Origin of the sequence: Corynebacterium tuberculostearicum, from assembly GCF_016894265.1 — a bacterium.
In the GTDB taxonomy this organism is placed as follows: domain Bacteria; phylum Actinomycetota; class Actinomycetes; order Mycobacteriales; family Mycobacteriaceae; genus Corynebacterium; species Corynebacterium tuberculostearicum_D.
In genome coordinates this window covers 575,697-600,929 of sequence record NZ_CP069791.1, presented here as the reverse complement: position 1 = coordinate 600,929, position 25,233 = coordinate 575,697, and the positions used below count along the sequence as shown (strand labels likewise).

Below are 25,233 nucleotides of genomic sequence, written 5' to 3'. Positions count from 1 at the left end.
CCGCCTACCCTAGGAGGTCTGCCAAGTCGCTATCGGGGCCGATGAGGTCATCCAACGACGGCGCCTCTGGCTGGGCCGGTGCCTGGTTGCTATTACCGCTATTGCCACCATTGCCGCTATTGCCATTGCCGCGTTGCGGTTTCGGGGCAGGCTTCGGGCTCTCCGGCTTGTTCTCCGGCTGAGCCGGCTTGGTTTCCTCTTCCGGAGCTGCTTGCTCGGCAGGGGCCTCGTAGTCCTGGGTATCGCCAGCGCCGCTATCCCAGCTCGGGTCATAGGCCGGAGCAGCCGTTCCGGCGCCCATGTTGCCGAATCCCAGCGGATAGGCAGCCGGGAAGTTTTGGAATTCGGAGTTGGCCAGGGAGTTGTCCAGCACGGCCTTCCAAATCTTGGTTGGCGCGCCGGCGCCGTACATGATGCCGCCGTACTGATCGAAGATGGCGGAGGTGTTGTCCGCGGTACCTACCCACACGGCGGTAGCCAGCTGCGGGGTGGCACCGACCATCCAGGCATCCTTGTTATTTCCGGTATCGCCCATCTGAGTGGTGCCGGTCTTTGAGGCGGAAACACGGCCACCGGCAAGAGCGCCATTAGACCATGCGGCCACCGGCTCCATGGCTTCGATGACGTTATTAGCCACGTTGGACGATACGCGGCGCTCGCCCTCGTCTTCGGGGTGCTCGTACAGCACTTCGCCGGCAGCGTTTTCTACGCGCTGCACAAAGTGCGGGTTATGCCACACGCCCTGGTTAGCCAGGGTGGACATTGCGGTGGCCATATCGAGCGGGCGGGACTGGTACTGGCCCAGAACAATGCCTTCGAATGGCTGCTTGCCGTTTTCCGTCAGCGTCTTTTCAATGCCCGGCAGGGACTTAGCCACGCCAAGGGCGTGCGCCATATCTGCGGTGTCCTGCGTGCCGTTCTTGAGGTCTTCCTGCAGGCGAAGGAAGGAGGTATTCAGGGATTGCTTGGTAGCCTCGCGCAGGTTGCACACGCCGCAGCCGCCGCCCACGTTGGTGACAACATCCGAGCCAGGCAGCTGGTACGGAGCGGACGAGTAATTGGTATCTAGGCTGATGCCCTGCTGCAAGGCGGCCGCAAGGGTCATGATCTTGAAAGTAGAACCGGTCTGCAGCGGGGAGTTGGCGTAGTCCCAACCATTGGAATCGTGGCCGCCAAAGTATCCGCGGACCGCACCGGTCTTCGGATCGATGGTCACGGAAGCCGCACGCGCATCCTCTTGCAGCGGAGCCATCTGGTCATCGACTGCCTGAATGGTGTTGTTTTGCACATTCATGTCGATGGTGGTGGTGATGCGCAGGCCGCCGGTGGACACCTCGTTTTCGGTGATGCCTACCTCTTCCAGTTCGCGGATGACCTGATCCTTGATGTGGCCATTAGCGCCTGGGGCTTCGGTGTAGGCAGAGTACTCAGCTGGGTCGCGGGTCTCTGGGAAGACCATGCCATCGCGCTGTTCCTGGGTGAGGTCACCCATGTCTACCAAGCCATCAAGGACGTAGTTCCAGCGGTCCTCGGAGCCCTCCTGGTTCACGCGCGGGTCGAGGCCGGACGGGGACTGAATGAGGCCGGCGAGCATGGCGCCTTCCTCCGGAGTGAGGTCCTTGGCGTCCTTATCAAAGTAGGCGTTGGATGCCGCCTGGATGCCGTAGGCATTGCGGCCGAAGTACACGGTGTTGAGGTAGGCATTGAGAATATCCTCCTTATCCCACTCATTGGTCATCTTCACCGAGTAGATGAGCTCGCGAATCTTGCGCACGTAGGAGTATTCGTTACCCACCAGCGTGTTTTTCACATACTGCTGGGTAATGGTGGAACCGCCGCCAGCATCTTCATTGCCGGTTACCTTACCAACCACGGCGCGGCCGAGGCCGGTGAAGGAGAAGCCGGAGTTATCCCAAAAGTCACGGTCCTCCGCGGCCAGCACGGAGTCCTGCACGTATTCCGGGATTTCATCCAGCTGCACGTGGGTGCGGTTGCCTTCCGGCGGCACCAAGCGGGCGAGCTGGGTCTGATTATCACCCGCATAGATGGTGGAGACCTGGTTATTGGCTAGGTCCTTCGGCTCCGGAACGGAGTATTGCGAGTATGCGTAGGCAAAAAGTCCTGCGGGCAGTGCTACAAAGACCAGTAGGAACGCCAAAACGACCCACGGCCAGATGCGGCGCTTCTTTGTCGCCTGCTTTTTGCTGGGGCGAGCCACCTTAGTGGACTTGCCGGTAGATTCCTTCTCGGTCACTGATTCGTGTCCTCATTCATCCCTGATCACAAACTAAATAATTGCAGCTTACTGCCTAAGGCGGTGCGCTGGAAACTAACACGCGTTAAATGCAGTAGCAGAACGCAACAAGTGGTTCCACCGGCACTGGCGGCATACCTCCACCTCGTGCACCGTAAACTCCAAGCCCTCAGCTACAAACTCCGCTATTTCTTTCTCACTGCGGGCGCTCCCGGCGCGACGGCCGAGGTTCTCGCCATAGACCCAGCGCGTGAGCCGCAAAGGCTCGCCGCACACGGGGCATTCCTTATCCATGGTGCGCCCGTGGTGCTCAGCTGCGGCGCGCAGCAAAAAGTCAGCATCGCACACGTCCTCCCGCGTGAGCTGCCCGGCGCGAAATTCGCGCAAGTGGTGGGCGCGCTCCCACTCATGGGAGAGCACGTGCTTATAGGCAACGGAATTCACCCGGATCATCCTAATTACCTCTTCTTGATCGATCCACATGGCGTTATGCCACCGTAGGGCATAATTTTCGGCTTACTCTTGCGCAGTCACTGACAGCCACAACTCATGGAGTTAAAGGAGTAGACCGTGTCCGAAAAAGTAAAGGTCGCCATCGTGGGCGTCGGCAACTGCGCCACGTCCCTCATTGAAGGCGTGGAGTTTTATCGCAACGCCGCGGCCGATGCAGATATTCCCGGTTTGATGCACGCCCAGTTTGGCCCGTACCACGTAGGCGATGTGGAATTCGTTGCCGCCTTCGACGTGGATGCGGACAAGGTGGGCAAGGATCTGGCGGAGGCTACGCGCAGCTCCCGCAATTGCACCATTTCCATTACCGACGTCCCTGAGCTGGGCGTTACCGTGCAGCGCGGTCCTACCCTGGACGGCCTCGGCCGGTACTACCAAGAATCCATCGCGGAATCGGAAGCCCCGCTTGCCGACGTCCCCGCCACACTCCGCCAGTCCGGCGCCGACGTCGTAGTCTCCTACCTACCGGTGGGCTCTGAAGAAGCGAATAAGTTCTACGCCCAGGCGGCCATCGATGCCGGCTGCGCCTTTGTCAATGCCTTGCCGGTCTTTATTGCCTCTGATCCGGTATGGGCGAAGAAATTCGAAGACGCCGGGCTGCCCATCGTGGGCGATGATATTAAGTCCCAGGTGGGCGCGACCATTACTCACCGCGTCATGGCGAAGCTTTTTGAAGATCGCGGCGTGCGTTTGGAGCGCACCATGCAGCTCAATGTAGGCGGCAATATGGATTTTAAGAATATGCTCGAGCGCGAGCGCCTCGAATCCAAAAAGATCTCCAAGACGCAGGCCGTAACCTCTAACCTGCACAACTCACCCATCGCCGGCAAGCGGGAGGACCGCAACGTCCACATCGGACCTTCCGATTACGTGGAATGGCTTGATGACCGTAAGTGGGCCTATGTCCGCTTAGAGGGTTCCGCCTTCGGCGAAGTACCGCTGAACTTGGAGTACAAGCTGGAGGTCTGGGACTCGCCAAACTCCGCCGGCATCATCATTGATGCCGTGCGCGCCGCCAAGATTGCTCTCGATCGCGGGGTGGCGGGCCCGGTACTGGCTGCCTCGTCCTACTTGATGAAATCCCCGCCGGTGCAAAAGGCCGATGACGTGGCGCGCGCCGAGCTAGAAGACTTTATTGCCGGAAACTAATTTTTTAACTTCCGAACTACCGCGCAGGGAAAACGGGCTATACAATCGTTTTCTATGACGCAGCAACATGAGGAGAAGGGCCCCGCTCAATCCCCGTCTACGTACGAGGATGCTGTCGAGGTCGCGCGTTCCATCCAGCCGTCGCTCAATAAGCTCATTCTTATTTTCCAGCGCACGGCGGAAGGCTCTTCATTGACCACCTCGCAGGTGTCCATCATGAACCAGCTGCGTATGCGCGGACCGTCCCGCGTTTCCACCATCGCGCAGGCAGAACTTATCCGCATGCCCACCGCCTCCAACGCGCTCTATCAGCTAGAGCGCCGCGGCTACGTGGAACGCCACCGCGATGAAGAGGACCGCCGCGGCGTCTTGGTAGCGCTGACGCAACTAGGCGAATCCGAACTAGCCATCGTCTCGCAGCAGCGCGCCTCCGCCCTAGCAGAGATCATGCGGTGGCTCGAGCCGAAGGATTTGGAGACCGCGAACGACGTTGCCACCGTCATCTCCAAGCTGGCTGATGTCTATCGCCCCACAATGCACGGCGAACAGCGCTAGTTTTGCCCGCGGTGATTTCATTTTTCGTGGGCTTAACGTGATAATTGAAAAAACGAAAACCGTAATCTCTCACTAGTTCACTCCGTATGGCAACTGATTCTTCCGATGGGCATCTGCCGGCCTTGAGCAAGGGCTCGGCCGATAAACCCCTTCGCATTCTTATTTCTTGGAGCCCTTCTTCCTCCGGCACCGAGGCTCTAGATTGTGCCGCGTGGCTCTCCCGCACCGCAGATATCCAAGTACGCGTCATCTCTACCGTGTTCCAGCCGTGGACTACTACTTCCTTCACCAAGCTGGGCGGAAAATATAAGAAATGGTTTAAAGCACAAAAGGAGGCCTGCGCGGCCGCTACCCATGCCGCCCTCGATGAAGCCGGCGTACCCCGCAGCTGCTGGGATGACAAGCCTTCCCTCTTGGTCGACGGGCCTTCGCGCCCCCACCTACTGACGGAGATGGCCAAGAAATTCCAGGCAGACCTCATCATCTTAGGCCCCAACCAGGCGGCGCCGAAGGGCCGTTTCTTTGCTGGTTCTACGGCCGATACCCTGCTGCATTATTCCCCTCAACCATTGGGCTTGGTCCCCCGCAAGGTGAAGCTGTCCAAACACGGCGTCACCCGCTTCAACTTTGCCATCACCGAACGCAGCTCGCGCGAAGATCATGAGATGCTCGCCGCAGCGGAGCTCGCGAACCGCTGGAACCTGCCGCTGCGCCTACTTGTCTTCTCAGCAAAGGGACTGCTCAATACGCCGTCGAAAGACAAGCACGATATGGCGCTCAAGCTGGCAGCCGAGTGGCTCGAGGATTCCCTCGCCATGCTGGACCGCGCCCGCGATAGCATCCAAGAAAAATTCCCCGATCTGGATGTCACCTCAGAAATCGGTTCCGGTGCAGGCTGGGGCGGGGCGGTGGATTCGCTCAAGTGGAAGAAGGGCGATCTGATGCTCATGGCCTCCACCCCGCAGGGCCCCATCGCCCGCGTGTTCTTGGGATCTACCGCCACGGAGCTGCTGCCGCATATTCGGGTGCCTATCTTGGTCCACCCATCCTGCGGTTAGGATTGGGGCATGAGCCTGCGACCAGAGCATCCCGAAAACGATCTGACTTCCGATGCGGACTATGCCAATCTGCGCCGCCCGGAACCGCGGAGCTTTGATGAGCTGGCCGATGAACCGGACCCCTTAGAGATTGCCGCTGCTAACCGCCGCTCTACCCGCCAGGCCGTCTGGTACATGCTCGGCGTTCTTGTGCTCTCCGCGCTTTATGGTTTCGCGGTCGCACTCGTCACTCGGCTCTCCGGCGGCCCCTTGTGTGAGAATGGCACCGCCACGTGGCTCTGCACCGACGGGCAGCGCACCTTCTTTAGCCTGACCACCCCGATCATTCCCTTCTTCGGCATGATCGGCTGCGCCATCATCATGGTGCGCAAACTGCACCGCTATTTGCGGTGGCGCAGTTGGATGGCCATTTTCTGGGTAATGGCCTGCAATTTCATGCTGTGGGCCATTACCGATATCCAGCTGTTCCTCATGGACTCGGCCGCCGCATAGCAACTTTCCGCCTCCCTATGATCCTCCTGCTTGATAATTACGATTCTTATACCTTCAACCTTGCCCACCTCATCGCGGAGGTAGCCGGACGCGAACCACTCGTCGTCGCCGCCGGTGAAGCGGAAAGGCTGGCCGAGCGCGTCCGTGCCGGCGAATTTTCGCATGTGGTGATTTCCCCTGGCCCGGGCACGCCGGAACACGAGGAGGATTTCGGTGCTGCCCGGGGCATTATCGCCGCCGCAGCCGCGGCCGAGATTCCGGTACTGGGCGTATGCCTTGGCCACCAGGGGCTAGGTCTGCTGGCCGGTGCCCAGGTGTCGCGCGCGCCGCAGCCGCGTCACGGTTTTGTCTCTACCGTCAGTCACTCGGGCGAAGGTATCTTTACCGGAATCCCGCAAGACTTCGAAGTGGTGCGCTACCACTCCCTGCATATAGAGGAGGCCCCCGGCATTACCGTGCATGCCCGCAGCGAGGATGGCGTCATCCAAGCGCTGAAGGTCGATGGCTTGCCGCACTGGGGCGTGCAATTCCACCCGGAGTCGGTGCTTACCCAGCACGGCCGGGAGATTATGCGCAATTTTCTGGGTGGGTTTCACCTGCTCCACCGCGAAGTCCCCGGCGCGGTGAATTGCTCACGGGTCTTTGCCGCCCTGCGCGCCGAGGGCAACGATGCCTTCTTCCTTGACTCCGCGGATCCCCGCGGGCGCTATTCCATCCTCGGCGATACCGCCGGCGCATTGAGTCGCTCTTTCCGCTACCGGCTTGGCGACGCCCCCGATATCCTCACCCTCCTCGACCGCGAGCTCGCCACCCGTATCATCGACGCACCGGCCCTCCCGTTTACCGGCGGGGTCATCGGGTACTTGGGCTATGAATGCGCCCAGCTCACCCTGCCCATTGAGCTACGCCACCGCTCCCCTTACCCAGATGCCTACTTTGTGCGGCCGCAGTCCTTCATCGTCTACGACCATCACACAGAAACCGCGCACCTGTGCTGCCTTGCCGGTGACGGCGCCGAGGAATTGCTAAACCGCCTGGAAGCCGCCTTGGGTGCGAAGGAACCAGGGCCAACGGGGGAGGACGGTGGGGCGTCGCTAAGCGGGGGTTCCTGGCGCAGCCCTGGCTACCTGGAGCGGATTAAGCGCGCTCAAGAATTCTTGTACGCCGGCGAGAGTTACGAGGTCTGCCTGACCGATACCTACACGGCCGCGTCCGAGGGCGAGCTCTATCCCCAACTGCGCTCGCACAATCCTGCACCCTATGCCGCACACCTCGTCTTCGACGGCGTGGAAGTATGCAGCGCCTCGCCCGAACGCTTCCTCACCGTGCGCGGCCGTGAGGTAGAGGCCAAGCCGATTAAGGGCACCATCTCGGCCGACCAGGATCCCGCGCTGCTAACCACGGACCCGAAAACACGGGCCGAAAACCTCATGATCGTCGACCTACTGCGCAATGATCTCTCCCGGGTATGCGAGCCCGGTACCGTGCGCGTGCCGAAGTTGATGCAGGTAGAAAGCTATGCCACCGTGCATCAGTTGGTCTCCACCATTACCGGACAGCTGAGCGCCAGTGCCACCGCGGTCGATGCCCTCCGCGCCACCTTTCCTCCCGGATCGATGACGGGCGCGCCGAAGCTGCGCACCTGCGAGATCATTGACCAACTCGAAACGGGACCGCGCGGCGTGTACTCCGGCGTGGTGGGCTACCTGGGGTTTGACGGACAATCCGATCTCAGCGTGGTCATCCGCACGGCCGTGCGCGCGGCCGGTGAGGTCACCATCGGCGCCGGCGGGGCCATCGTCCTAGATTCGGATCCGGCCGCCGAGTTAGAAGAGCGCAACCTCAAGGCCCAATCCGTGTTGGGGGCGTGGCAATGAGCACCTACCTCTGGCACCAGGGCAGCTTCATTCCAAGCCAACCTCACCCCGGCCCCTTTAACGTTGCGGATTCTTGGCGGATGCTTGGCGACGCCCACTCCAACGCCCTTCCCCTGCACCTCCAGCGCTTCGAGTCGGTGGCCGGACCGCTTCCCGCCGGCTTCGTCCCCGCGATGCTGCAGCTTATGGGCCCCGGCGATCTCTTCCCTCGCATCTCGCTAGCCGGCGGACACCTGCGCCTCGATACTCGCCCCGCGCCCCCTGCGCGCCGAACCACCCAGCTGACCTATGTGCAAGCCCCCGACCCGCGCATGCAGCCTTTAGTCAAGGGCCCCGATTTTCCAGCGCTGGCACGTTACCGCGACGAGTATCAGGCAGACGGCACCGATGACACCGCCATCGTGGATTCCTCTGGTGCCATGGTGGAGACCACCACCGGCGCACTCGTCGCCTGGGATGGGGAGACGCTCAGCCTCCCCACCGGTCGGGCGCTGCCCAGCATCACGCTGCACCAAGTTGTCCGGCGCGCCACGGACCTTGGAATTCGTACCGAAACGCGCCCCATCACCCCCGAGCTCGCCGCCGAGTGCCCCCTGTGGTTCCTCAACTCGCTCCACGGCATTAGCCCAGTCAGTAAGCTACACGCCCCCACCAGCGTCATCTATCCGCCGAGCAGCCCGCTTACCACCGCGTGGCAGCACTGGTGGTGGGGCTGCTTCCGCAAGGAACCGGCGCGCGACTAGCTCTCCTGCTTGGCTAACTGCGCTGCCACCTCGGCGCAATCCGGCCGGCCGCAGTGCTGGGTTTCTACGTGCTGGATGCAGTCATCACAGATGAGCACCTGCTGGCGGCAGGTATCTTCATTGATGCAATTGTGGAAGGTATTCGTGCCCTTACCGCAGTGCACGCAGTGGCCGAGCTGAATGAAGCCGGGGTCTTGCAGTCCTTGGCCAAACTCGTGGTGCATGCGCTTGTCAAAGACATACATGGAGCCTTCCCACAGGCCATCATTGCCATACTTTTCGCCGTAGCGCACGATGCCGCCATCGATCTGGTAGACCTCTTTGAAGCCACGGTTCTTCATCAACGAAGACAGGATCTCGCAGCGAATGCCACCGGTGCAGTAGGACACCACCGGCTTATCCTTCATCCAGTCATACTTGCCGGACTCGATTTCCTCGATGAAATCATGCGTGGTTTTCACATCGGGCACGACGGCATTTTTAAACTTGCCAATCTCCGCTTCCATGGCGTTGCGGCCGTCAAAGAAAACGACCTCCTCACCACGTTCTTCTACCAGCTTATTTACCTCTTCTGGCTTGAGGTGCACGCCGCCGCCGACGACGCCGTTTTCATCGACCTTCAGCTCGCCCGGCGCGCCAAAGGCCACGATTTCATCGCGCACCTTGACCGAAAGGCGCGGGAAGTCATCCGCGCCGCCCTCGGACCACTTAAACTGCATGCGCTTAAAGCCTGGGTATTCCTTGGTCTGGCGGACGTAGCGCTTGCAGGCTTCCATATCGCCGCCAACGGTGCCGTTGATGCCGTGCTCGGAAATGAGGATGCGCCCCTTGAGCCCCAGGGACTCGCACAAGGTGCGCTGCCACAGCATGATTGCGGTGGGATCTTCGATGGGGGTAAAGCAGTAATATAGGAGAACTTTGCCAATAGTCACGCCCCAATCTTAGGCCCGCAGCTGTGCAGATCCCCAATCTTGTACCTTTCCTTTATATGATTGCGGCCCCTCCAGCACAGGCTGAAAGGGCCGAATCTTTAGCACGCGGGATCTAGCGCTTCTGGTACAGCGCCTTCTTGCGAGCAAAGACCGGATCAGAGGTCACGAGCACGCCCAAGTTGCGGAAGATTCCCTCATCCACAGAACCCAGGATGGTGGTGGTGTGGACGTCGCAACCAGCAAGTTCCTTGATCTGCTCCAGCGCCTTGCGGGCGTTCTCATCCTTCGCCGCAGACACGGACAAAGCGATCAGCACCTCGTCGGTATGCAGGCGTGGATTCTTGGAGCCTAGGTGCTTGGTCTTGAGCGTTTGAATCGGCTCGATGGATTCGGGCGAAAGCAGGTGGATATCGTCATCGATGCCCGCTAGGTGCTTCAGCGCGTTAAGCAGCATAGCTGCAGAACAACCCAGCAATGGCGAGGTGCGGCCGGTGATCATGGTGCCGTCGTGCAGCTGCATAGCGGAGGCGGGCTGACCGGTTTCTTCCGCGCGCTGGCGGGCAGGCGCCACCACGGGTCGGTCTTCTACCTTGATGCCGGCCTTAGCCATGATGACGGCGGCGCGCTCGGATTGCTCGGTGCCCAAGCCCGCACGCGCCTCTTCCACCTGGGCCTTGAAGTAACGGCGGATGATTTCTTGTTGGGCGGCGGCGCGGCACACGGCGTCGTCAGTAATGCAGAAGCCGGCCATGTTCACGCCCATGTCCGTCGGAGACTGGTACGGGGTGGTGCCGGTGAGCTTTTCCAAAAGCGTGCGCAGCAGCGGGAACGCTTCCACATCGCGGTTGTAGTTCACGGTGGATTCGCCGTGGGCGGACAGGTGGAAGTGGTCAATAATATTGGAATCGTTCAGGTCCACCGTGGCTGCCTCATAGGCCAGGTTCACGGGGTGTTCCAGGGGGAGATTCCAGATAGGGAAGGTTTCAAACTTGGCGTAGCCGGCATTATTGCCGCGCTGGTGCTCGTGGTAGACCTGCGAGAGCGCGGTGGCCAACTTTCCGGAGCCAGGGCCCGGCGCGGTGACCACGACAAGGTCGCGGGAGGTTTCCGCAAACTCATTGCGCCCAAAGCCCTCTTCGGACACGATAAGGTCCGTATTGGTGGGGTAGCCAGGGATAACGCGGTGGCGCGCCACCTTGAGGCCGAGGCGCTCTGCCTTTTCGATGAAGGCTTCGGCTTGGGAGTTGCCTTCCTCCAGCTGGGTCATGACGATGTTTTCTACCAAGAATCCGCGGCTGCGAAATACGTCCACCAGGCGCAGCAGGTCATCTTCATACAGAATGCCCAGGTCCGCGCGCACCTTCTGGCGGGAGATATCTTTCGCGTTGATGCAGATGAGGATCTCTACGTCCTCTTTGATGCGCTCCAGCATCGCGATTTTATTGTCTGGGGTGAAGCCGGGCAGCACGCGGGAGGCATGCATATCGTCAAAAAGCTTGCCGCCCATCTCTAGGTAGAGTTTGCCGCCAATTTCCTCGCGGCGGGCGTGAATGTGCTTCGACTGCAGCTCGATGTATTTCTCGCGGTCAAAGCCGATTTTTTGCGTCATGATTTGAAAGCCTTCCCCTGAGTTAAATCATTCCGCATTTCGAGTTTACGCTATTGTCACCTCCCAAATAAGTGGGCTGGTTAGCGGCAGGTTTGGCCGAAAATTCTTCCCGGTTAGACTGAGTTCTATGCCTGAAGGTCACGTCATTCACCGCCTAGCTAATAAATTCAACGCCGATTTTCGCGGCATGCCGCTGCGCGTGACCAGTCCGCAGGGGCGCTTCGCGGCGGAGGCGGAGCTTCTCAATGGCGAGCGCATCGAGCTGGCAGAGACCTATGGCAAGCACCTTTTCGTGCACTTTAGCGCGCAGGATCCGCACCACATCCTCTATATTCACTTAGGCCTGATTGGCAAGCTGCGCTTCGAACCCCGCGAGGAAGTAGGCGGACAGATCCGGGTGCGCATTGATAATGGCGCCGAGGCCGCTAACCTGCGCGGACCGCAGTTTTGCCGCCTGCTCACGGAAGAAGAGTATCGCACCCAGCTGGCCAAGGTCGGCCAAGATCCGCTGCGCGCGGACGCCGATGTGGAGGCGCTCTGGGCCAAAGTGCATAAATCGCGCCGCAGCATCGGCTCCCTCATGATGGACCAGCACCTCTATGCCGGCGTGGGCAATATCTACCGCGCGGAAACCCTCTTTCGCCACGGCCTCTCCCCTTTCCTGCCTGGCCGTGAGGTTTCCCGTGAAACTTTTGACGCCACGTGGGCGGACCTGGTGGATTTGATGGAGTATGGGGTGGAGCACGGCCGCATCGATACCGTACGCCCCGAGCACTCGCCCGAGGCCATGGGCCGCGAACCCCGCAAGGATGACCACGGCGGGGAGGTCTACGTCTATCGCCGCGCCGGGTTGCCCTGCTATATCTGTGGCACTCCAGTAGCAGAAAAGGTCATGGAGGGGCGCAACCTATTTTGGTGCCCCACCTGCCAGCCGGCTCCTTAAAGGCCTATCCTGGCGGGCATGCGACATGCCTATAGCGTTGCTGCCGTCCGCGCGGCGGAGCAATCCCTTCTATCTCAACAAAACTACGACGACGAACTCATGCGCTCGGCCGCACGCGGCGTGGCAGCCACGGCCACGGCCATGCTTGCCCCTGGGCAGCGCGTAACTATCCTCGCTGGTCCCGGAGGAAACGGGGGCGATGGCCTCTACGCTGGCGCTTTCCTGGCGGAAGAAGGCTATTCAGTAGCGGCTATCCTCGCGGCGGATGCCCCGCACGAACCCGCGCTGCAGGCTTTTACCGGGGCCGGCGGCACCATAACAGAGCGTCTAGGAGAAGCCGACCTGCTTATCGACGCCGTCGCCGGCCTTGCCTCCACCCGCGGCCTTTCCGGTGCGCCGCTACGGGCCTACGGCGAAGCCAAAAAGCGTGGTGTTCCGGTTCTAGCAGTGGACATCCCTTCCGGCATTAACGCCGATACCGGGTTGGCTGCAGCCGAGGCGGTGGAAGCAGATGTGACTATTAGTTTTGGTTGGGCCCGCGCCGGGCATGTCTTTGCCCCGGAATGCGGCACAGTAGTGCTGTGCGATCTGCTCCTGCCAGGTGCCCCGCGTTCCTTTGCAGAAGAGCTTTCTGCCACCGCTAAACCAGTAGGCCATATTGCCAATGAACCCACCATCCCGTTGCCCTATCAGTGGCCATCCGAACCGGTCCTCACGGGAGAGCAGGGCGTGGTTACCGCCCCAAAGCCGGTAGGGTGCACGGGGCCGATTTTGGATCCGACGCCGGGGGCGAAAAGCACCAAGTACACCGGCGGGGTCACCGCCGTATGCGCTGGCAGCAGCGCCTTTCCCGGCGCGGGAATCCTCGCTGCCACGGGCGCGGTGCGCGCTACGCCCTCGATGGTTCGCGTCGTGGGCAACGACTCCGTAACCACAAGCCTGCCCGAAGTAGTGCCCCATGCGAGCGCACAAGAAAAGGTCCACGCCCAAGCCTGGGTAATCGGCCCAGGACGAGGCACCGACCCAGAAGCGGCCGCGGAGTTGCGCGCCGTGCTAGAACGCGGGCTGCCCACCATTATCGACGCCGATGCGCTGACCGTGCTTTCGACCTACGGGGATCTACGCGAGCTCGTGCGCGATCATCCCTGCGCCGTCCTGACCCCGCATGCCGGGGAGTTTGAGCGGCTCTATACGGCAACTCTTGGCCGCGAACTTGATCTTTCGGAAGGCCTCGGGGTGCACCTGCGAGAGCTTTCCGATGCGCTCGACTGCTTCATCCTGCACAAGGGCCGGATCACCACGGTCACGGCCCCAGGCCAGAAAATTTATGGCATGAACGCTGGGCATTCCTACGCAGCCACCGCCGGTTCTGGTGACGTACTCTCTGGCATCCTCGGCGCCACGCTCGCGCAACTGGATGCCGCCGAGGCGGATGCGGAGGCGATCCTTATGGAAATCCTGCACGCCGCGGCCATCCACCAACACGCGGCAGCCATTGCCGCCCACACCCCAGACGGCTATGGGATTTGCTCCGCCTCCCAGATTGCCGCATCTGTGCCGCAGGCAATTGCCCGGCTACTCCTCATGCAGCGCTAGCTGAGCGCAGAGACCTTCTCCTGCTCGGAGACGTGGCCATCCTTGACCTCCACCACGCGGTCAGCGAAGTTGAGCAGGGAGCGGTCATGGGTCACCAGCACGGTGGCGGTGTTCATCTCCTGGGTGACATCGCGCAAGAGGCGGATGATCTCCTGCGAAAGGTGGGAATCAAGCGCAGAGGTAGGCTCATCGGCCAAGAGCAGGTCCGGCTGCTCCATGAGCGCTCGGGCGATATTGACGCGCTGGCGCTGGCCACCGGACAACTGACCCATGCGGCGATTGCCCATTCCTGCCAGGCCGACAAACGCCAATAACTCATCGGCGCGCTGTGGGCGCAGCTTGCGGCCAGCGATATGGTCCATGATCACCAATTGGTCGCGCACATTGAGCGAGGACAGCAGGTTGGCCTGCTGGAAGATAATGGAGCGGGTACCGTCCACGTGCACGGTTCCGGAGTCTGGGGTGATGAGGCCTGCGGCTACGGACAGCAACGTGGACTTGCCGGACCCGGACTCACCCACGATGGCGGTAAGGGTAGTGGATTCGGCGATGAGGGAGGCGTCGGCAAGCGCGGTGGTCGTGGTCTCGCCGTCTTGGTAGGTCACGGTGGCGTTGCGGATATCAAGAATGGTGGACATGTTAAGCATTTCCTCCAAGGGCATCGAGTGGGTTGGCTTTAGCTACCCGGCGGGTAGCAATAAGGGCGCCGGCCATGCCGAGGGCCCAGATGCCAACCGCGGGAACGGCGATGGTGCGCAGGGAGACATCGAAGGGCACGGTGCCGGAAGCAAGCGCGCCGAGCACCCAACCAACGACGGCGCCCGCAATGGTGCCGGCAGCCAAAATGATGGCGGCTTGTGCCAGGGCATCGCGCAAGAGGTAGCGCACGGTGGCGCCGAGCGCGCGCAGAATGGATAGGTCGCGGGTGCGCTGGATGGTCCATACGGTCAAGAAAGCGACGGTGACCAGTGCGGAGATGCCGTACAAGAAGCCCTGCATGGTAAGCAGCGAGCCGCGCTCAGACTGATAGGCCGCTAGGCCGGAGAAGGACGTGGACACCTTCACAGAGCCTGGAATCTCGTACTTATACAGCGCTGCGGTGCCGATAACGCCTTCTGGAGCATGGCTAATCTGCTGCCAGGACTCGGTGGAGGCCCACACCACCTCGGAGTGGGAATACATGGTCTCTGGGACGGTGCCCTCCACCGAAAAGTCGGCGCCGCCTAGGGTGACGGTATCGGCCGCGTCGATGGACTCGGGCAGGAGCACGCCCTGCTCCGGAATGGTCTTATCGGTACCCGGGACCTGAGTGCCGGCCGGCAGGCTGAGGACGGCAACGCCGCCGTGGCCCTCCAGCTTGGTCTGGGCCGCACCGAAGGGAATGCCATCGCTGGCGATATCGCCGGCGTACATCTCAGATTCGCTAAAGGAAGGGTCCTCGGTGGAAAAGTAGATATATGGGTACTCCTTTTCCAGGGACTCCAACGCGGAAGTATTTTGCTTGGACAGGCCCTCCGTGAGGCCGGAGAGCATCACGAGCAGAAGGGTAATGAGCGCAACCGTGCCGCCGATGAGCGCGAAGCGACCGCGCGCTGTGGTGATTTCTCTGATTGCTAGGAACATAGTTCTATATTCGCTTTATGCAGGTCAGCAGTAATCGGCCAGCTCGCTGAACCTCGAGTCAACCAAGTGGTTGATTCACGGTCCACCGGTGCGCGGATATCCTGGGTGGTTGTGTTTAAGGGACAAAAATTATGGGTTTATGGCCTGCACGCCATGTTCGCGTTTCTGCTAGTCTTCGGCGTGACGCGCGCCTATGTGGATGACCGGCTCGACGCCCGAGTGATCGGCTTAGCCATCGCCCTCGCCGTGGTGTATGCCGCACAGCGTTGGCTGCCCACATGGTTATGGCTGGGTGGGCTATGCCTCCTGTGGCTGGGCCTGATGGTGCATGCGCAGGATTTCATGTGGCTGGAATTCCCGCTCATTTTTGTCTTTCTGCGTGCCCTGCCCACCGTGCCTGGGTTGGTCTCCATCGCCGTGCTGTGGGCAGCAGCGGCATTCATTCCCGCCTGGCTGCACCCCGAGGGCTGGTCCATCGCTGCGGCCGTGGGACCGCTTATCGGTACCGCCTTTGCGGCCACGGTCTTTTTCATCCAACGGCGGCTGCAGGCAGAGGCGGCGCACCACAGGGACATCGCCAAGCAGCTGCGCGAAACCCAAGCCGAGCTGGCCGCCAGCGAGCACCAAGCCGGCCGGCTAGAGGAGCGCGAGCGCCTCTCCCGCGAGATCCATGACACCGTCGCGCAAGGCCTCAGCTCCATCTTGTTGCTCTCCCGCGCGGCCCGCGGCACCGATGATCCAGCGACTAAAGAGGAGCAGCTGGCGGTTATCGAGGATGTCGCGAGCGAAAACCTGGCTGAGGCCCGCCGCTTCGTCCGCGAGCTTGCCGGCCCCGATGAGCGACTGGAAACCCAGCTCACTTCCCTGCTGTCCCAGATGCGCAGCCGCGTGAAAGCCTTAGGCGAGGACACAACCTTTGAGCTGGTGGTTTCCGGCAGCGGCAAGGTGCCCGAACGCATCAAAGAGGTCGTTGTGCGCGCCGCGCAAGAGGGCCTGAATAACGTCATCAAACACGCCCACGCCTCGCGCGCCGTGGTCACGCTCGGCCTTTTCGAGGATGCGGTGACCTTGGACGTCGTTGATAATGGATGCGGACTATCCGCCTCCCCTCGCCCTAGCGGCAGGGATCATGGTTTCGGGCTTACCGGCCTCCGCGGCCGCGTGGAAGCTGTGGGCGGCACCATGAACCTGGAATCCGGCGAAGGCACCGCCCTGGCCGTCCGTATCCCGCTGAAGGAGAAAAGCAATGGTTAATGTCATGCTGATTGATGATCACCCAGTGGTCCGGGCCGGCCTGCGTGCCATCCTTAATGCCTTCTCGGATGTCGAGGTAGTCATGGAAGGTTCCACCGGCGCGGATGTAGATAAGCTCTTTACGGACGACGCCCCGCAGGTAGACGCCGTGGTCTGCGATATCCAGATGCCCGGCATGGATGGCATCGCAGCCACCAAGCGGGTAGTAGAAGCCGGCGGCCCACCCGTGCTCATCCTGACCACCTATGACACGCAGGCCGATATCCTTGCCGCGGTGGAGGCCGGCGCGATGGGCTATCTGCTTAAAGATTCCCCCGAGCAGGCGCTGCACGAAGCCGTGCTCAATACCGCCGCGCACCGCCGTACCTTGGCACCGGAGGTAGTGGACCTCCTGGCCCAGCGCGTGGGCCGACCGCAGGAATCGCTGTCCACCCGCGAGCTAGAAATCCTCCGGGCGCTGTCCACCGGTTCCTCCAATAAAGAACTAGCCAAGCAGCTCTTCATCTCTGAAGCCACGGTCAAGACCCACCTCATTCACATTTTTCAGAAGCTGGGCGTGGAAACTCGCACCGCCGCGGTGACCGTGGCGCGGGAGAGGAAGCTCATTTAATGCTGGACTGCATAGTCATTGGCGCCGGTCAGGCGGGTCTTGCGGTGGGCTACTACCTGCGCAAGAAGGGGCTGGATTTTGTCATTCTGGACGCTGAACCCGGCCCCGGCGCGGCCTGGCGCCACACCTGGCCTTCGCTTACGCTCTTTAGCAATTCCGCCTCCTCTAACCTGCCGGGATGGCCCATGCCCCACCACGAGGGCTTTCCGCCGGCCAGCCACGTCATCGACTATTTTGCGCGCTACGAGCAGCGCTATGAACTGCCCATCCGCCGGCCGGTCACAGTGGATGAGGTAACCCATGACGGCGCGTGCTTCCACGTCTTTGCCGGTACAGAGCATCTGACCGCGCGCACGGTCGTGGCGGCCACGGGCACGTGGTCCGCTCCCTTTATCCCCTACTACCCCGGTACTTTTGACGGGAGGCAATGGCATTCCGCCTTCTATCCAGGCCCCGCGGACTTCGCCGGATCTACCGTGGCGGTCGTCGGCGCGGCCAATTCCGGTGCCCAGATCGCGGCCGAGCTCCTGCTTTCCGGCGTGGAGACCACCTGGTATACCCGCAGCTCCCCGCGGTGGATGCCCGATGATGTTGACGGCCGCGTACTCTTTCAGCGCAATCGCGCCCGCCTCAACGCCATGCTCCGCGGCGAGCCAGACCCCGGCGCGGATTCCAACCTGGGCGATATTGTGATGGTTCCGCCGGTCCTACGCGCACGGGATTCCGGACTCTTGCAGGCCACCCCCATGTTCTCTTCCCTCGATGAGGTCAACACAGACCACCTCATCTGGTGCACCGGTTTCCGGCCTGCCCTCCGGCCCATCCGCGGGCTTCTTGATGGCACCTCCCCCACCGTCGATGGCCTTTTCCTCGTGGGTTATGGCACGTGGACCGGCCCTGGCTCCGCAACCATTACCGGGGTAAGCCCGTTTGCCAGGCAAACCGCGCACGATGTAGCGAATATATGTGACTAAAGCGATAGGTTAGTCCCAGCTAATTCGACTACACTGCCTTCACACAGAGAGTGCGACACAATGTGGGAAAGCTGGTTTATACATGTCTGCCTGGGATCTCTACGATGACCTCATCGATGCCATTCCCCGTGACATAGTGGTCTCCCGCGCCGCCCAAGGCCCGCGGTGGACCCGGGTATACACCGAAAGCCCTAGCTGCGGCATGGCCATGACCATGTCAGCAACTTCTCGCCCGGCCCAGATGCGCGCCGAGTACTCCGGTGTTCCTTTACGCGCCATCGCCCAGCTGGCCAAGAGTTGGAATTTCTCGGAGGCTTCCTTCGGCATGGCCGCGCTAAATTCCTACTACGCCACGCCTTCCGTGGCCGACGAGAATGGCTTTGCGCTTGCCGACGCCCCCTGGCCCCACATCTTCGATCCCTTCCGCAACGCCGTCGCCGGGAAGAAGGTCGCGGTCATTGGCCACTTCCCTTTTGCGCCCAAGGCACTCAACCAGGCTGCAGATTTTTATATGTTGGAGCGCTCGCTCAATGATGGCGACTATCCCGATTCCGCCGCCGAATACATCCTGCCCGAGTGCGATTATGTCTTCATTACCGGCTCCGCCTTTGTCAACAAGACCGCTCCCCGCCTGCTCGAGCTCTCTCGCGAGTCCTTCAATGTCGTCCTAGGCCCATCAACTCCCTTAGCCCCGGTACTGCTGGAAGACTACGGCGTATCGCAGGTCACCGGAATGGTTCCCACCTCTCCCCTCGCTATGTTCGAGGGCTTAAGTGGCACCGATGCCGGCACCACCATGTTTGACTGGGGCCACCGAGTGGAATTATCCGCCTAAGGCCGCGCCTCCAAAAGCGCCTCGCATGCTACTGCATAGATTTCTGCTAGCTCGTCGATGGTTTTCTCCCGCACATAAGGCACGAGGATCACGTTGCGCCTAAGTTGCGACACCAACCAGCCTAAGGCCCACCGCTCGAGGCCTAGTTTCTAGAGAACTACCCCGGCCATAACGGCAAGCAGTAATGCACCCAAGCTCAATGCCGCAAGCCACCCAATGACGCGTACAGTCCGCAGCTGCGCCTTTGCGCTGCTGCGGCTTACTAGGAATGCGCCCACAGACGCACCGAGGGTGTTGAAAACGAGGTCATCGACATCGCTAAATCCCAACGAGAATACGTATTGGGTAATTTCGATACCCAGGCTGAGCGCCATTGCCAGAAGGATGGTTCCACCGCGGCCGAAGCGAACGCGCCGCGAATTCTGTCCCAGCACCACCAGGCACGCCCCAAGCGGCATAAACAGCGCGATATTGCCAAAGGTATTGGTCCACGGACCCCACCACGGATGAGGGTTATTAAAGCCGTTGAACATCTGCAGATCGAGGCTGCGGCGAGCATGCGCACTGGCATCGATCACGCCGGGGATATCAATAAATGGCTTACCCACCGTAGCTACGGCGATTGCCATCAAAACGACCACGCAGGCGATACCGGCATTGCGCCACAGGGTGGGCCGAGCGGGCACGCCCGGCGCCCCAACCTGGCGCGAGATGCGGGTGGATGTCGTGGTCATCGTCATGTTGCTCAAGCTAACAAGCGAGTCTGAAAAATCCCCGTGAGATTCGCTGTTAAATCCCTGCATCACATTTAACGTACGATGGTGAGCATGAGCACGCTACTAGTAACTCGCAACGAAGATAAGTCCGTTACGACCTCCTTCGAAGAGGGAGAGTTCCTCGGCGAGGGCGACCTTACCGTTGATGTTTCTTATTCTTCCCTGAACTACAAGGACGCCATGGCTATCGCAGGTGACCGCGGCGTCATGCGCACCAGCCCGCTGGTTCCGGGCATCGACGTGGTCGGCACGGTTTCTGAATCTAGCGTCGAGCGCCTCCCAGTTGGCACCTTGGTAGCATCCTTCGGCGATGGCCTCGGTGAATTCCGCCACGGCGGCTACACCCCGAAGCAGCGCGTCAACTCCCAAGCAACCGTCGCCCTGCCCGCGGACTTCACCGCAGAGCAGGCGGCCGCCGTTGGCACCGCAGGCTACACTGCCGCACTGTGCGTTAATTCTCTGCGCGGGCTGCCCGACGGTCCGGTCCTGGTCACCGGCGCCACCGGTGGCGTGGGCTCCATCGCCGTGAACCTCCTTTCCAATGCCGGCTACGAGGTTCACGCGATGACCGGCCGCCCGGATGACTACTCCCAGTACCTCCACGAGCTAGGCGCCCACACCATTGTGGACCGCGCCGAGTTCGCCGAGGCCGGAAAGCCACTACAAAAGGCTAGCTATGCCGGTGCCGTCGACACCTCCGGCTCCCACGTCCTGGCCAATGTTTTGGCCCGTACCGTGTGGGGCGGCACCGTCGCTTCCACCGGTATGGCCGCCGGCCCAGACCTTCCCACCACCGTCTTGCCGTTCATTCTGCGCAACGTACACCTGGCCGGCGTTAACTCTGTCGACGCCCCGCTGCACTACCGCCAGAACGCATGGCAGCTGCTCGCGCGCAAGCTGGACTTGTCCATCCTCAAGTCCCTGACCAATACGATTCCACTGTCGGACGTTGTCGAGGAATCCAAGTCCCTCCTCGAGGGAACCCACCACGGACGCACCGTCCTCAAGATTTCCTAGGCCACCCCTACATAGTCTTGTACGGCACCCGCCATCTCGGCGGGTGCCTTTTTGTATGCCCGGTTACTACGCGAAGCTCTAGCTTTCCGACGTGCCCTCTTTAACTACCCCGCGTAGCAACGTGCGGGAAATCCTGCCCAAGGTTTGTAGGTCTTCGTCACTAAGGGTACCCACCACGATCTCCTCAACTGCGGCGGTATGTCGCGCGATCGCCGCGTTGAAAGCACTACTTCCCTTTTCCGTCACAGTGACTTCAACCGCGCGGGTTCCCAACTCCGGCGCCTCGCGCCTGGAAACCAATTTTCGGGACTCCATGCGCACTAACTGCCGATGCAGCCGCGACTTCTCCCACCGAAGCTCTGCCGCCAGTTCATGCGGGCGTGTTGGAATCTGGCGGCGACGATACAGCACGGCCAAGACCGCGTAGTCTGCCTCGCTCAAACTAGAGCCACTCTGCAACTCCCCAGAAAGCCGCGCGTGGAGCGCTTCCTGCATGGCAACAAAGTCACCCCACGCCGCACTCTGCTCAACACGCATCGCATTCCTCCTTTGGCGGTCTCCTCCTATCAACAGTCTATACTGCAAAGTTGATCTAGCAACTCATTGGATTGTTGGGAGTTGATATACCAACTCCCACTACTGCACGGTGATGTGTGTATAGGAATTCCACAATTTCCCAAACCAATGCCTTTGGTCTCGAAAGCACTTATGTTTTGCTTTTGAATACCTATCTGCTGAAACCCACCATTGTTTGAGTAGATATGTTCTTGAACGGAAAATTAAATAGTGAAGCAACTACTCGCGGAAAAGATGCGGCTGCGAACGCAATCACCGCTCCAGCAGAGAAGACAGCAGCGTTTAGAATGGCAAACATGGATAAGCTATTTAGCACGTGCGGTTTCGACTTCGCGGATATGGAAGAGCTCGTTGCGGAGCTACCTACCGACCACGACATGTGGGAGGCGCCCGGATTTGATCGAGTGCTATTCCACGCCGACCCGTCCGGCATGGCGGTCACAGCTATGGAATACGAAGGGGAGTGGGCCGCGGTGCCTTCGTACCGGGGTGGGGAAGAGGCACCGGGCACGATATATCGCGCAACGCCCTATATCGGCATTGTGGAAACGGGGGATTTACGGTTCGCGGCGCTGGCGGATGCGCCTTTTGCCCTGCCAGCAGGCAACCCGGTCGGCGGAGAGAAGCTCCAGGGACAGGTGCGGCCGGCGGTTGTGGCATTGAAATACGAGGTAGGGGAGCCGGAAGAGTTTTCCTTGACTTCGCCTGCTACCGAGCGCTTCTACCGGAACTTCAAGCCCAGCATGCTTAACCCGCAGGTAGAGGTGGCGGGGACTATCGGGGGCGTCGCCAAGCACAGCAATGAGCTGGGCATGGGGGAGTTTTGGGTATGCGACCTCGACGGCCTCCCGCTCATTGTGAACGAGAAGCTGGAGGTAGGCCAGGGGATCCGGGCGCACGGCATTGCGCTATGCGCCACGGAATATTGGGACGAGTAACTACTTGACCACGAGGTTGACCATGCGGCCCGGAACGTAAATCTTCTTCACTACGTTCTTTCCGCTGGTCAAATCAGTAATCTTTGCGTCGGCGAGGGCAACCTCAAAGACCGCGTCCTGGTCCGCATCAGCGGCAACGTTGATGCGAGCCTTGACCTTGCCATTGATTTGAACCGGCACCTCGATCTCATCGTCTACCAGGTACTTTTCCTCAAAAGTGGGGAAGGGCTGGTAGGTGATGGTCTCGTCATGGCCGAAGCGCTGCCACAATTCCTCCGCAATATGCGGGGCAATGGGGGAGACCAACTGTGCTATCGGCTCTACGGCGGCGCGTGGGGCCTCGGTGCGGTAGGTCTTGGTCAGGTAGTTGACGTACTCGATGAGCTTCGCCACCACGGTATTAAGCCGCAGGTTCTCGTAATCATCGCGCACGCCCGCGATGGTGCGGTGGAGCTGCTTGAGGTCATCCTCGCTCAAGGCGGCGTCGGTAGTCGCCAGCTCGCCGGTGTCCTCGTTGACGGCTAGGCGCCACAGGCGCTGCAAGAATCGCTGGGAGCCTACGACATCCTTGGTAGCCCACGGGCGAGACGTATCCAGCGGACCCATGGACATCTCATAAACGCGCAGGGTATCGGCACCGAAGCCGCGGCAAATATCGTCCGGAGCAACGGCGTTCTTGAGGGACTTGCCCATCTTGCCGTACTCCTGATTGACCTCTTCTCCGTTGTAGTAGAACTTGCCGTCCTTTTCCTCTACTTCAGCGGCCGGAACGTACACGCCGCGGGAATCCGTGTAGGCATAGGCCTGGATATAGCCCTGGTTGTACAGGCGGCGGTAGGGCTCTTGGGAGCTAACAAAACCCAGGTCAAAGAGCACCTTATGCCAGAAGCGGGAGTAGAGCAGGTGCAGCACGGCGTGCTCGACGCCGCCGACGTAGAGGTCCACGCCTCCCGGGTCCTGCGGGCCATGCTGCTCCGGACGCGGGCCGGTCCAGTAGCGCTCGTTCTCGATATCGCAGAATGCCTCATCATTGCGGGGATCGATATAGCGCAGCTGGTACCAGGAAGAACCCGCCCACTGCGGCATAACGTTGGTATCGCGGAAATAGGTCTGTGGGCCGTCGCCCAAATCGAGTTCTACCTCGACCCAATCGCGCACCTTTGCCAGTGGTGGTTGTGGCTCGGAGTCCTTGTCCTCTGGATCAAAGGAAACGGGCTTATAATCTTCCACCTCTGGCAGCTCTACCGGCAGCATGGATTCCGGCAGGGCGTGGGCAAAGCCGTCCTTGTCATAGACGATGGGGAAGGGCTCGCCCCAGTAACGCTGGCGGGCGAAGAGCCAATCGCGCAGCTTGTACTGCACCTTTTCCCGGCCGGAGCCGTCCTTTTCCAGCCATTCGATGGCCGTGGCAATGGCCTCGGGCTTGTTCAGGCCGTTGAGATCCAGGCCCTTGTCGTTGGAGGAATTAACCAACGCGCCGTCCTCGGTCCAGGCTTCTTCCTCCACGTTTCCGCCAGAGACAACCTCCGTAATGGGTAGGCCGAAGGCCTGGGCGAACTCGTAGTCACGGGTGTCGTGCGCGGGAACTGCCATGATGGCGCCGGTGCCGTAGCCGGTCAACACATAGTCGGCGATGAAGATCGGGACCTTCTTGCCAGAGACCGGGTTGGTGGCATAAGTACCCAGGAAGACGCCAGTCTTTTCCTTGTTCTCCTGGCGCTCCAGGTCGGACTTGGCGGCAATATCGGTACGGTAGGACTCCACGGCCTCCTTCGGATCATCGTGGCCATAGGTCCAACGCTCATCCACGTCATCGTCATAAGGGATGGGGGAGAGGAGGGCGTCGACAAGCTCATGCTCCGGGGCCAGCACCACGTACTCGGCGCCGAAGAGGGTATCCGGGCGGGTGGTAAAGACCTCGATCTCGTAGCCCTCGGCAGGGAAGGAGACCTCTGCGCCGCGGGAACGGCCAATCCAATTGCGCTGCATGGACTTGACCTTGTCCGGCCAATCCAAAAGCTCCAGGTCATCCAGCAAGCGATCGGAGTAGGCAGTAATGCGCATCATCCACTGCGAGAGGTTCTTGCGGAAGACCGGGAAATTGCCGCGCTCGGACTTACCCTCAGCGGTGACCTCCTCGTTTGCCAGCACGGTACCCAGGCCCGGGCACCAATTCACCGTGGAATTAGACAGGTAGACCAAGCGGAATTCATCGATGGCCGCGGCCTTTTCCTCTTCGGTGAGGTCCTCGTAGTAGCGGCCGTCCTTAGTGGTGCGCTTATTGGCCTCTAGTTCCTTGATGAGCTCTGCAATCGGGCGCGCCTTCTGCTGCTCCTCATCGAACCAAGAGTTATAAATCTGCAGGAAGATCCACTGCGTCCACTTGAAGAATTCCGGATCGGTTGATTCCACAGAGCGGCGCGGATCGTGGCCCAGGCCCAACATGCCCAGCTGGCGGCGCATGTTTTCGATATTTGCCTCGGTGGTGGTGCGCGGGTGGGTACCGGTCTGAATGGCGTACTGCTCGGCCGGCAGGCCGAAGGCGTCGTAGCCCAAGGTGTGCAGCACGTTCTTGCCCAGCATGCGGTTATAGCGGGCATAAGTATCGGTGGCAATATATCCCAGTGGGTGTCCCACGTGCAGGCCTGCACCAGAAGGGTAGGGGAACATATCCTGCACATTGAGCTTTTCCTTAGGCAACTCGCCCGCATCGGTGGCGAGCTCGCCTACCGGGTTCGGGGCATTAAAGGTGCCATTGTCTTTCCAGTACTGCTGCCAAGTCTTCTCGATCTGGTTCGCCAGCTCCGGGGTATAGCGGTACGAAGTGGAATCGCTCTGGGTAGTCATAATCACACAGTGTAATAGCCGCATCCCGGCGCGGGGTAGTTCACTACGCTTTCCGCGTTCCGCAG

The 25,233-nt window shown here is 60.8% G+C and carries 23 protein-coding genes; 14 read left to right on the top strand and 9 right to left on the bottom strand.

Annotated features, from left to right (window positions below; all coding sequences use genetic code 11):
- Positions 1-4: 4 nt before the first annotated feature.
- Both I6J28_RS03060 and I6J28_RS03055 read right to left on the bottom strand, forming a co-directional pair.
- On the bottom strand, positions 5-2,254 hold the full coding sequence (locus tag I6J28_RS03060) for a transglycosylase domain-containing protein (protein ID WP_204610730.1): 2,250 nt from the start codon (positions 2,252-2,254) through the stop codon (positions 5-7).
- A 75-nt stretch (positions 2,255-2,329) separates the two neighbouring features.
- Positions 2,330-2,707 carry a DUF5318 family protein gene (locus I6J28_RS03055; RefSeq protein ID WP_034667960.1) on the bottom strand — a complete coding sequence of 126 codons (378 nt, stop codon included), beginning with the start codon at positions 2,705-2,707 and terminating at the stop codon, positions 2,330-2,332.
- A gap of 117 nt (positions 2,708-2,824) precedes the next feature.
- Between I6J28_RS03055 and I6J28_RS03050 the strand changes: the two genes are divergently transcribed.
- From I6J28_RS03050 to I6J28_RS03025, 6 genes are all read left to right on the top strand, one after another.
- Positions 2,825-3,913: an inositol-3-phosphate synthase gene (locus tag I6J28_RS03050; protein ID WP_204610728.1), complete on the top strand. Its 1,089-nt coding sequence runs from the start codon at positions 2,825-2,827 to the stop codon at positions 3,911-3,913.
- Positions 3,914-3,967: 54 nt separating this feature from the next.
- Positions 3,968-4,468 carry a MarR family winged helix-turn-helix transcriptional regulator gene (locus I6J28_RS03045; RefSeq protein WP_204610726.1) on the top strand — a complete coding sequence of 167 codons (501 nt, stop codon included), beginning with the start codon at positions 3,968-3,970 and terminating at the stop codon, positions 4,466-4,468.
- An 86-nt stretch (positions 4,469-4,554) separates the two neighbouring features.
- Entirely contained in the window at positions 4,555-5,526 is a 972-nt protein-coding gene (locus tag I6J28_RS03040) for a universal stress protein (RefSeq protein ID WP_204610724.1), read from the top strand.
- A gap of 9 nt (positions 5,527-5,535) precedes the next feature.
- Positions 5,536-6,018: a hypothetical protein gene (locus tag I6J28_RS03035; protein ID WP_204610722.1), complete on the top strand. Its 483-nt coding sequence runs from the start codon at positions 5,536-5,538 to the stop codon at positions 6,016-6,018.
- A gap of 17 nt (positions 6,019-6,035) precedes the next feature.
- Entirely contained in the window at positions 6,036-7,895 is a 1,860-nt protein-coding gene (locus tag I6J28_RS03030; RefSeq protein ID WP_204610720.1) for a chorismate-binding protein, read from the top strand.
- The gene (locus I6J28_RS03025) at positions 7,892-8,638 is read left to right on the top strand and encodes an aminotransferase class IV (protein WP_204610718.1); all 747 of its coding nucleotides are present in this window, start codon (positions 7,892-7,894) and stop codon (positions 8,636-8,638) included. Before I6J28_RS03030 ends, I6J28_RS03025 begins: the two co-directional genes overlap by 4 nt.
- Here I6J28_RS03025 and I6J28_RS03020 read toward each other — a convergent pair.
- Positions 8,635-9,570: a rhodanese-related sulfurtransferase gene (locus I6J28_RS03020; protein ID WP_005326978.1), complete on the bottom strand. Its 936-nt coding sequence runs from the start codon at positions 9,568-9,570 to the stop codon at positions 8,635-8,637. The genes I6J28_RS03025 and I6J28_RS03020 overlap by 4 nt on opposite strands.
- 112 nt (positions 9,571-9,682) lie before the next feature.
- A complete protein-coding gene (locus I6J28_RS03015; RefSeq protein ID WP_204610716.1) occupies positions 9,683-11,179 on the bottom strand; it encodes a DUF1846 domain-containing protein in 1,497 nt (498 codons plus the stop codon).
- A gap of 127 nt (positions 11,180-11,306) precedes the next feature.
- Between I6J28_RS03015 and I6J28_RS03010 the strand changes: the two genes are divergently transcribed.
- Both I6J28_RS03010 and I6J28_RS03005 read left to right on the top strand, forming a co-directional pair.
- Positions 11,307-12,122, top strand: coding sequence for an Fpg/Nei family DNA glycosylase (locus I6J28_RS03010; protein WP_204610715.1), 816 nt, complete (start codon positions 11,307-11,309; stop codon positions 12,120-12,122).
- 18 nt (positions 12,123-12,140) lie between these two features.
- The gene (locus tag I6J28_RS03005; protein ID WP_204610713.1) at positions 12,141-13,718 is read left to right on the top strand and encodes a bifunctional ADP-dependent NAD(P)H-hydrate dehydratase/NAD(P)H-hydrate epimerase; all 1,578 of its coding nucleotides are present in this window, start codon (positions 12,141-12,143) and stop codon (positions 13,716-13,718) included.
- Here I6J28_RS03005 and I6J28_RS03000 read toward each other — a convergent pair.
- Complete coding sequence (locus I6J28_RS03000) at positions 13,715-14,356, bottom strand: ABC transporter ATP-binding protein (protein ID WP_204610711.1); 642 nt, start codon at positions 14,354-14,356, stop codon at positions 13,715-13,717. The genes I6J28_RS03005 and I6J28_RS03000 overlap by 4 nt on opposite strands.
- A gap of 1 nt (position 14,357) precedes the next feature.
- Complete coding sequence (locus I6J28_RS02995; RefSeq protein ID WP_204610708.1) at positions 14,358-15,341, bottom strand: ABC transporter permease; 984 nt, start codon at positions 15,339-15,341, stop codon at positions 14,358-14,360.
- Positions 15,342-15,494: 153 nt separating this feature from the next.
- Here I6J28_RS02995 and I6J28_RS02990 point away from each other — a divergent pair, with 153 nt between their 5' ends.
- The 4 genes from I6J28_RS02990 (at position 15,495) to I6J28_RS02975 (ending at position 19,014) form a co-directional block, all read left to right on the top strand.
- Positions 15,495-16,595, top strand: coding sequence for a sensor histidine kinase (locus I6J28_RS02990; RefSeq protein ID WP_239454647.1), 1,101 nt, complete (start codon positions 15,495-15,497; stop codon positions 16,593-16,595).
- Positions 16,588-17,205 carry a response regulator gene (locus tag I6J28_RS02985; RefSeq protein ID WP_005325921.1) on the top strand — a complete coding sequence of 206 codons (618 nt, stop codon included), beginning with the start codon at positions 16,588-16,590 and terminating at the stop codon, positions 17,203-17,205. Before I6J28_RS02990 ends, I6J28_RS02985 begins: the two co-directional genes overlap by 8 nt.
- The gene (locus I6J28_RS02980) at positions 17,205-18,179 is read left to right on the top strand and encodes an NAD(P)-binding domain-containing protein (RefSeq protein ID WP_204610706.1); all 975 of its coding nucleotides are present in this window, start codon (positions 17,205-17,207) and stop codon (positions 18,177-18,179) included. Before I6J28_RS02985 ends, I6J28_RS02980 begins: the two co-directional genes overlap by 1 nt.
- A gap of 82 nt (positions 18,180-18,261) precedes the next feature.
- Positions 18,262-19,014: a DUF364 domain-containing protein gene (locus I6J28_RS02975; RefSeq protein ID WP_204610704.1), complete on the top strand. Its 753-nt coding sequence runs from the start codon at positions 18,262-18,264 to the stop codon at positions 19,012-19,014.
- Positions 19,015-19,163: 149 nt separating this feature from the next.
- On the opposite strand, the gene I6J28_RS02970 is transcribed toward I6J28_RS02975, so the two are convergent.
- Positions 19,164-19,754: a VanZ family protein gene (locus I6J28_RS02970; protein WP_239230143.1), complete on the bottom strand. Its 591-nt coding sequence runs from the start codon at positions 19,752-19,754 to the stop codon at positions 19,164-19,166.
- Between the two features lie 78 nt (positions 19,755-19,832).
- Between I6J28_RS02970 and I6J28_RS02965 the strand changes: the two genes are divergently transcribed.
- Entirely contained in the window at positions 19,833-20,807 is a 975-nt protein-coding gene (locus tag I6J28_RS02965) for an MDR family oxidoreductase (protein ID WP_179387129.1), read from the top strand.
- Between the two features lie 78 nt (positions 20,808-20,885).
- On the opposite strand, the gene I6J28_RS02960 is transcribed toward I6J28_RS02965, so the two are convergent.
- Positions 20,886-21,344 carry a MarR family winged helix-turn-helix transcriptional regulator gene (locus I6J28_RS02960; protein WP_204610700.1) on the bottom strand — a complete coding sequence of 153 codons (459 nt, stop codon included), beginning with the start codon at positions 21,342-21,344 and terminating at the stop codon, positions 20,886-20,888.
- A 335-nt stretch (positions 21,345-21,679) separates the two neighbouring features.
- On the opposite strand from I6J28_RS02960, the gene I6J28_RS02955 reads away from it, so the two are divergent.
- Positions 21,680-22,321, top strand: coding sequence for a hypothetical protein (locus I6J28_RS02955; protein WP_239193660.1), 642 nt, complete (start codon positions 21,680-21,682; stop codon positions 22,319-22,321).
- Here the strand turns inward: I6J28_RS02955 and leuS are convergent, their stop codons facing one another.
- Positions 22,322-25,168: a leucine--tRNA ligase gene (gene leuS, locus I6J28_RS02950; protein WP_204610696.1), complete on the bottom strand. Its 2,847-nt coding sequence runs from the start codon at positions 25,166-25,168 to the stop codon at positions 22,322-22,324.
- Between the last annotated feature and the right edge of the window lie 65 nt (positions 25,169-25,233).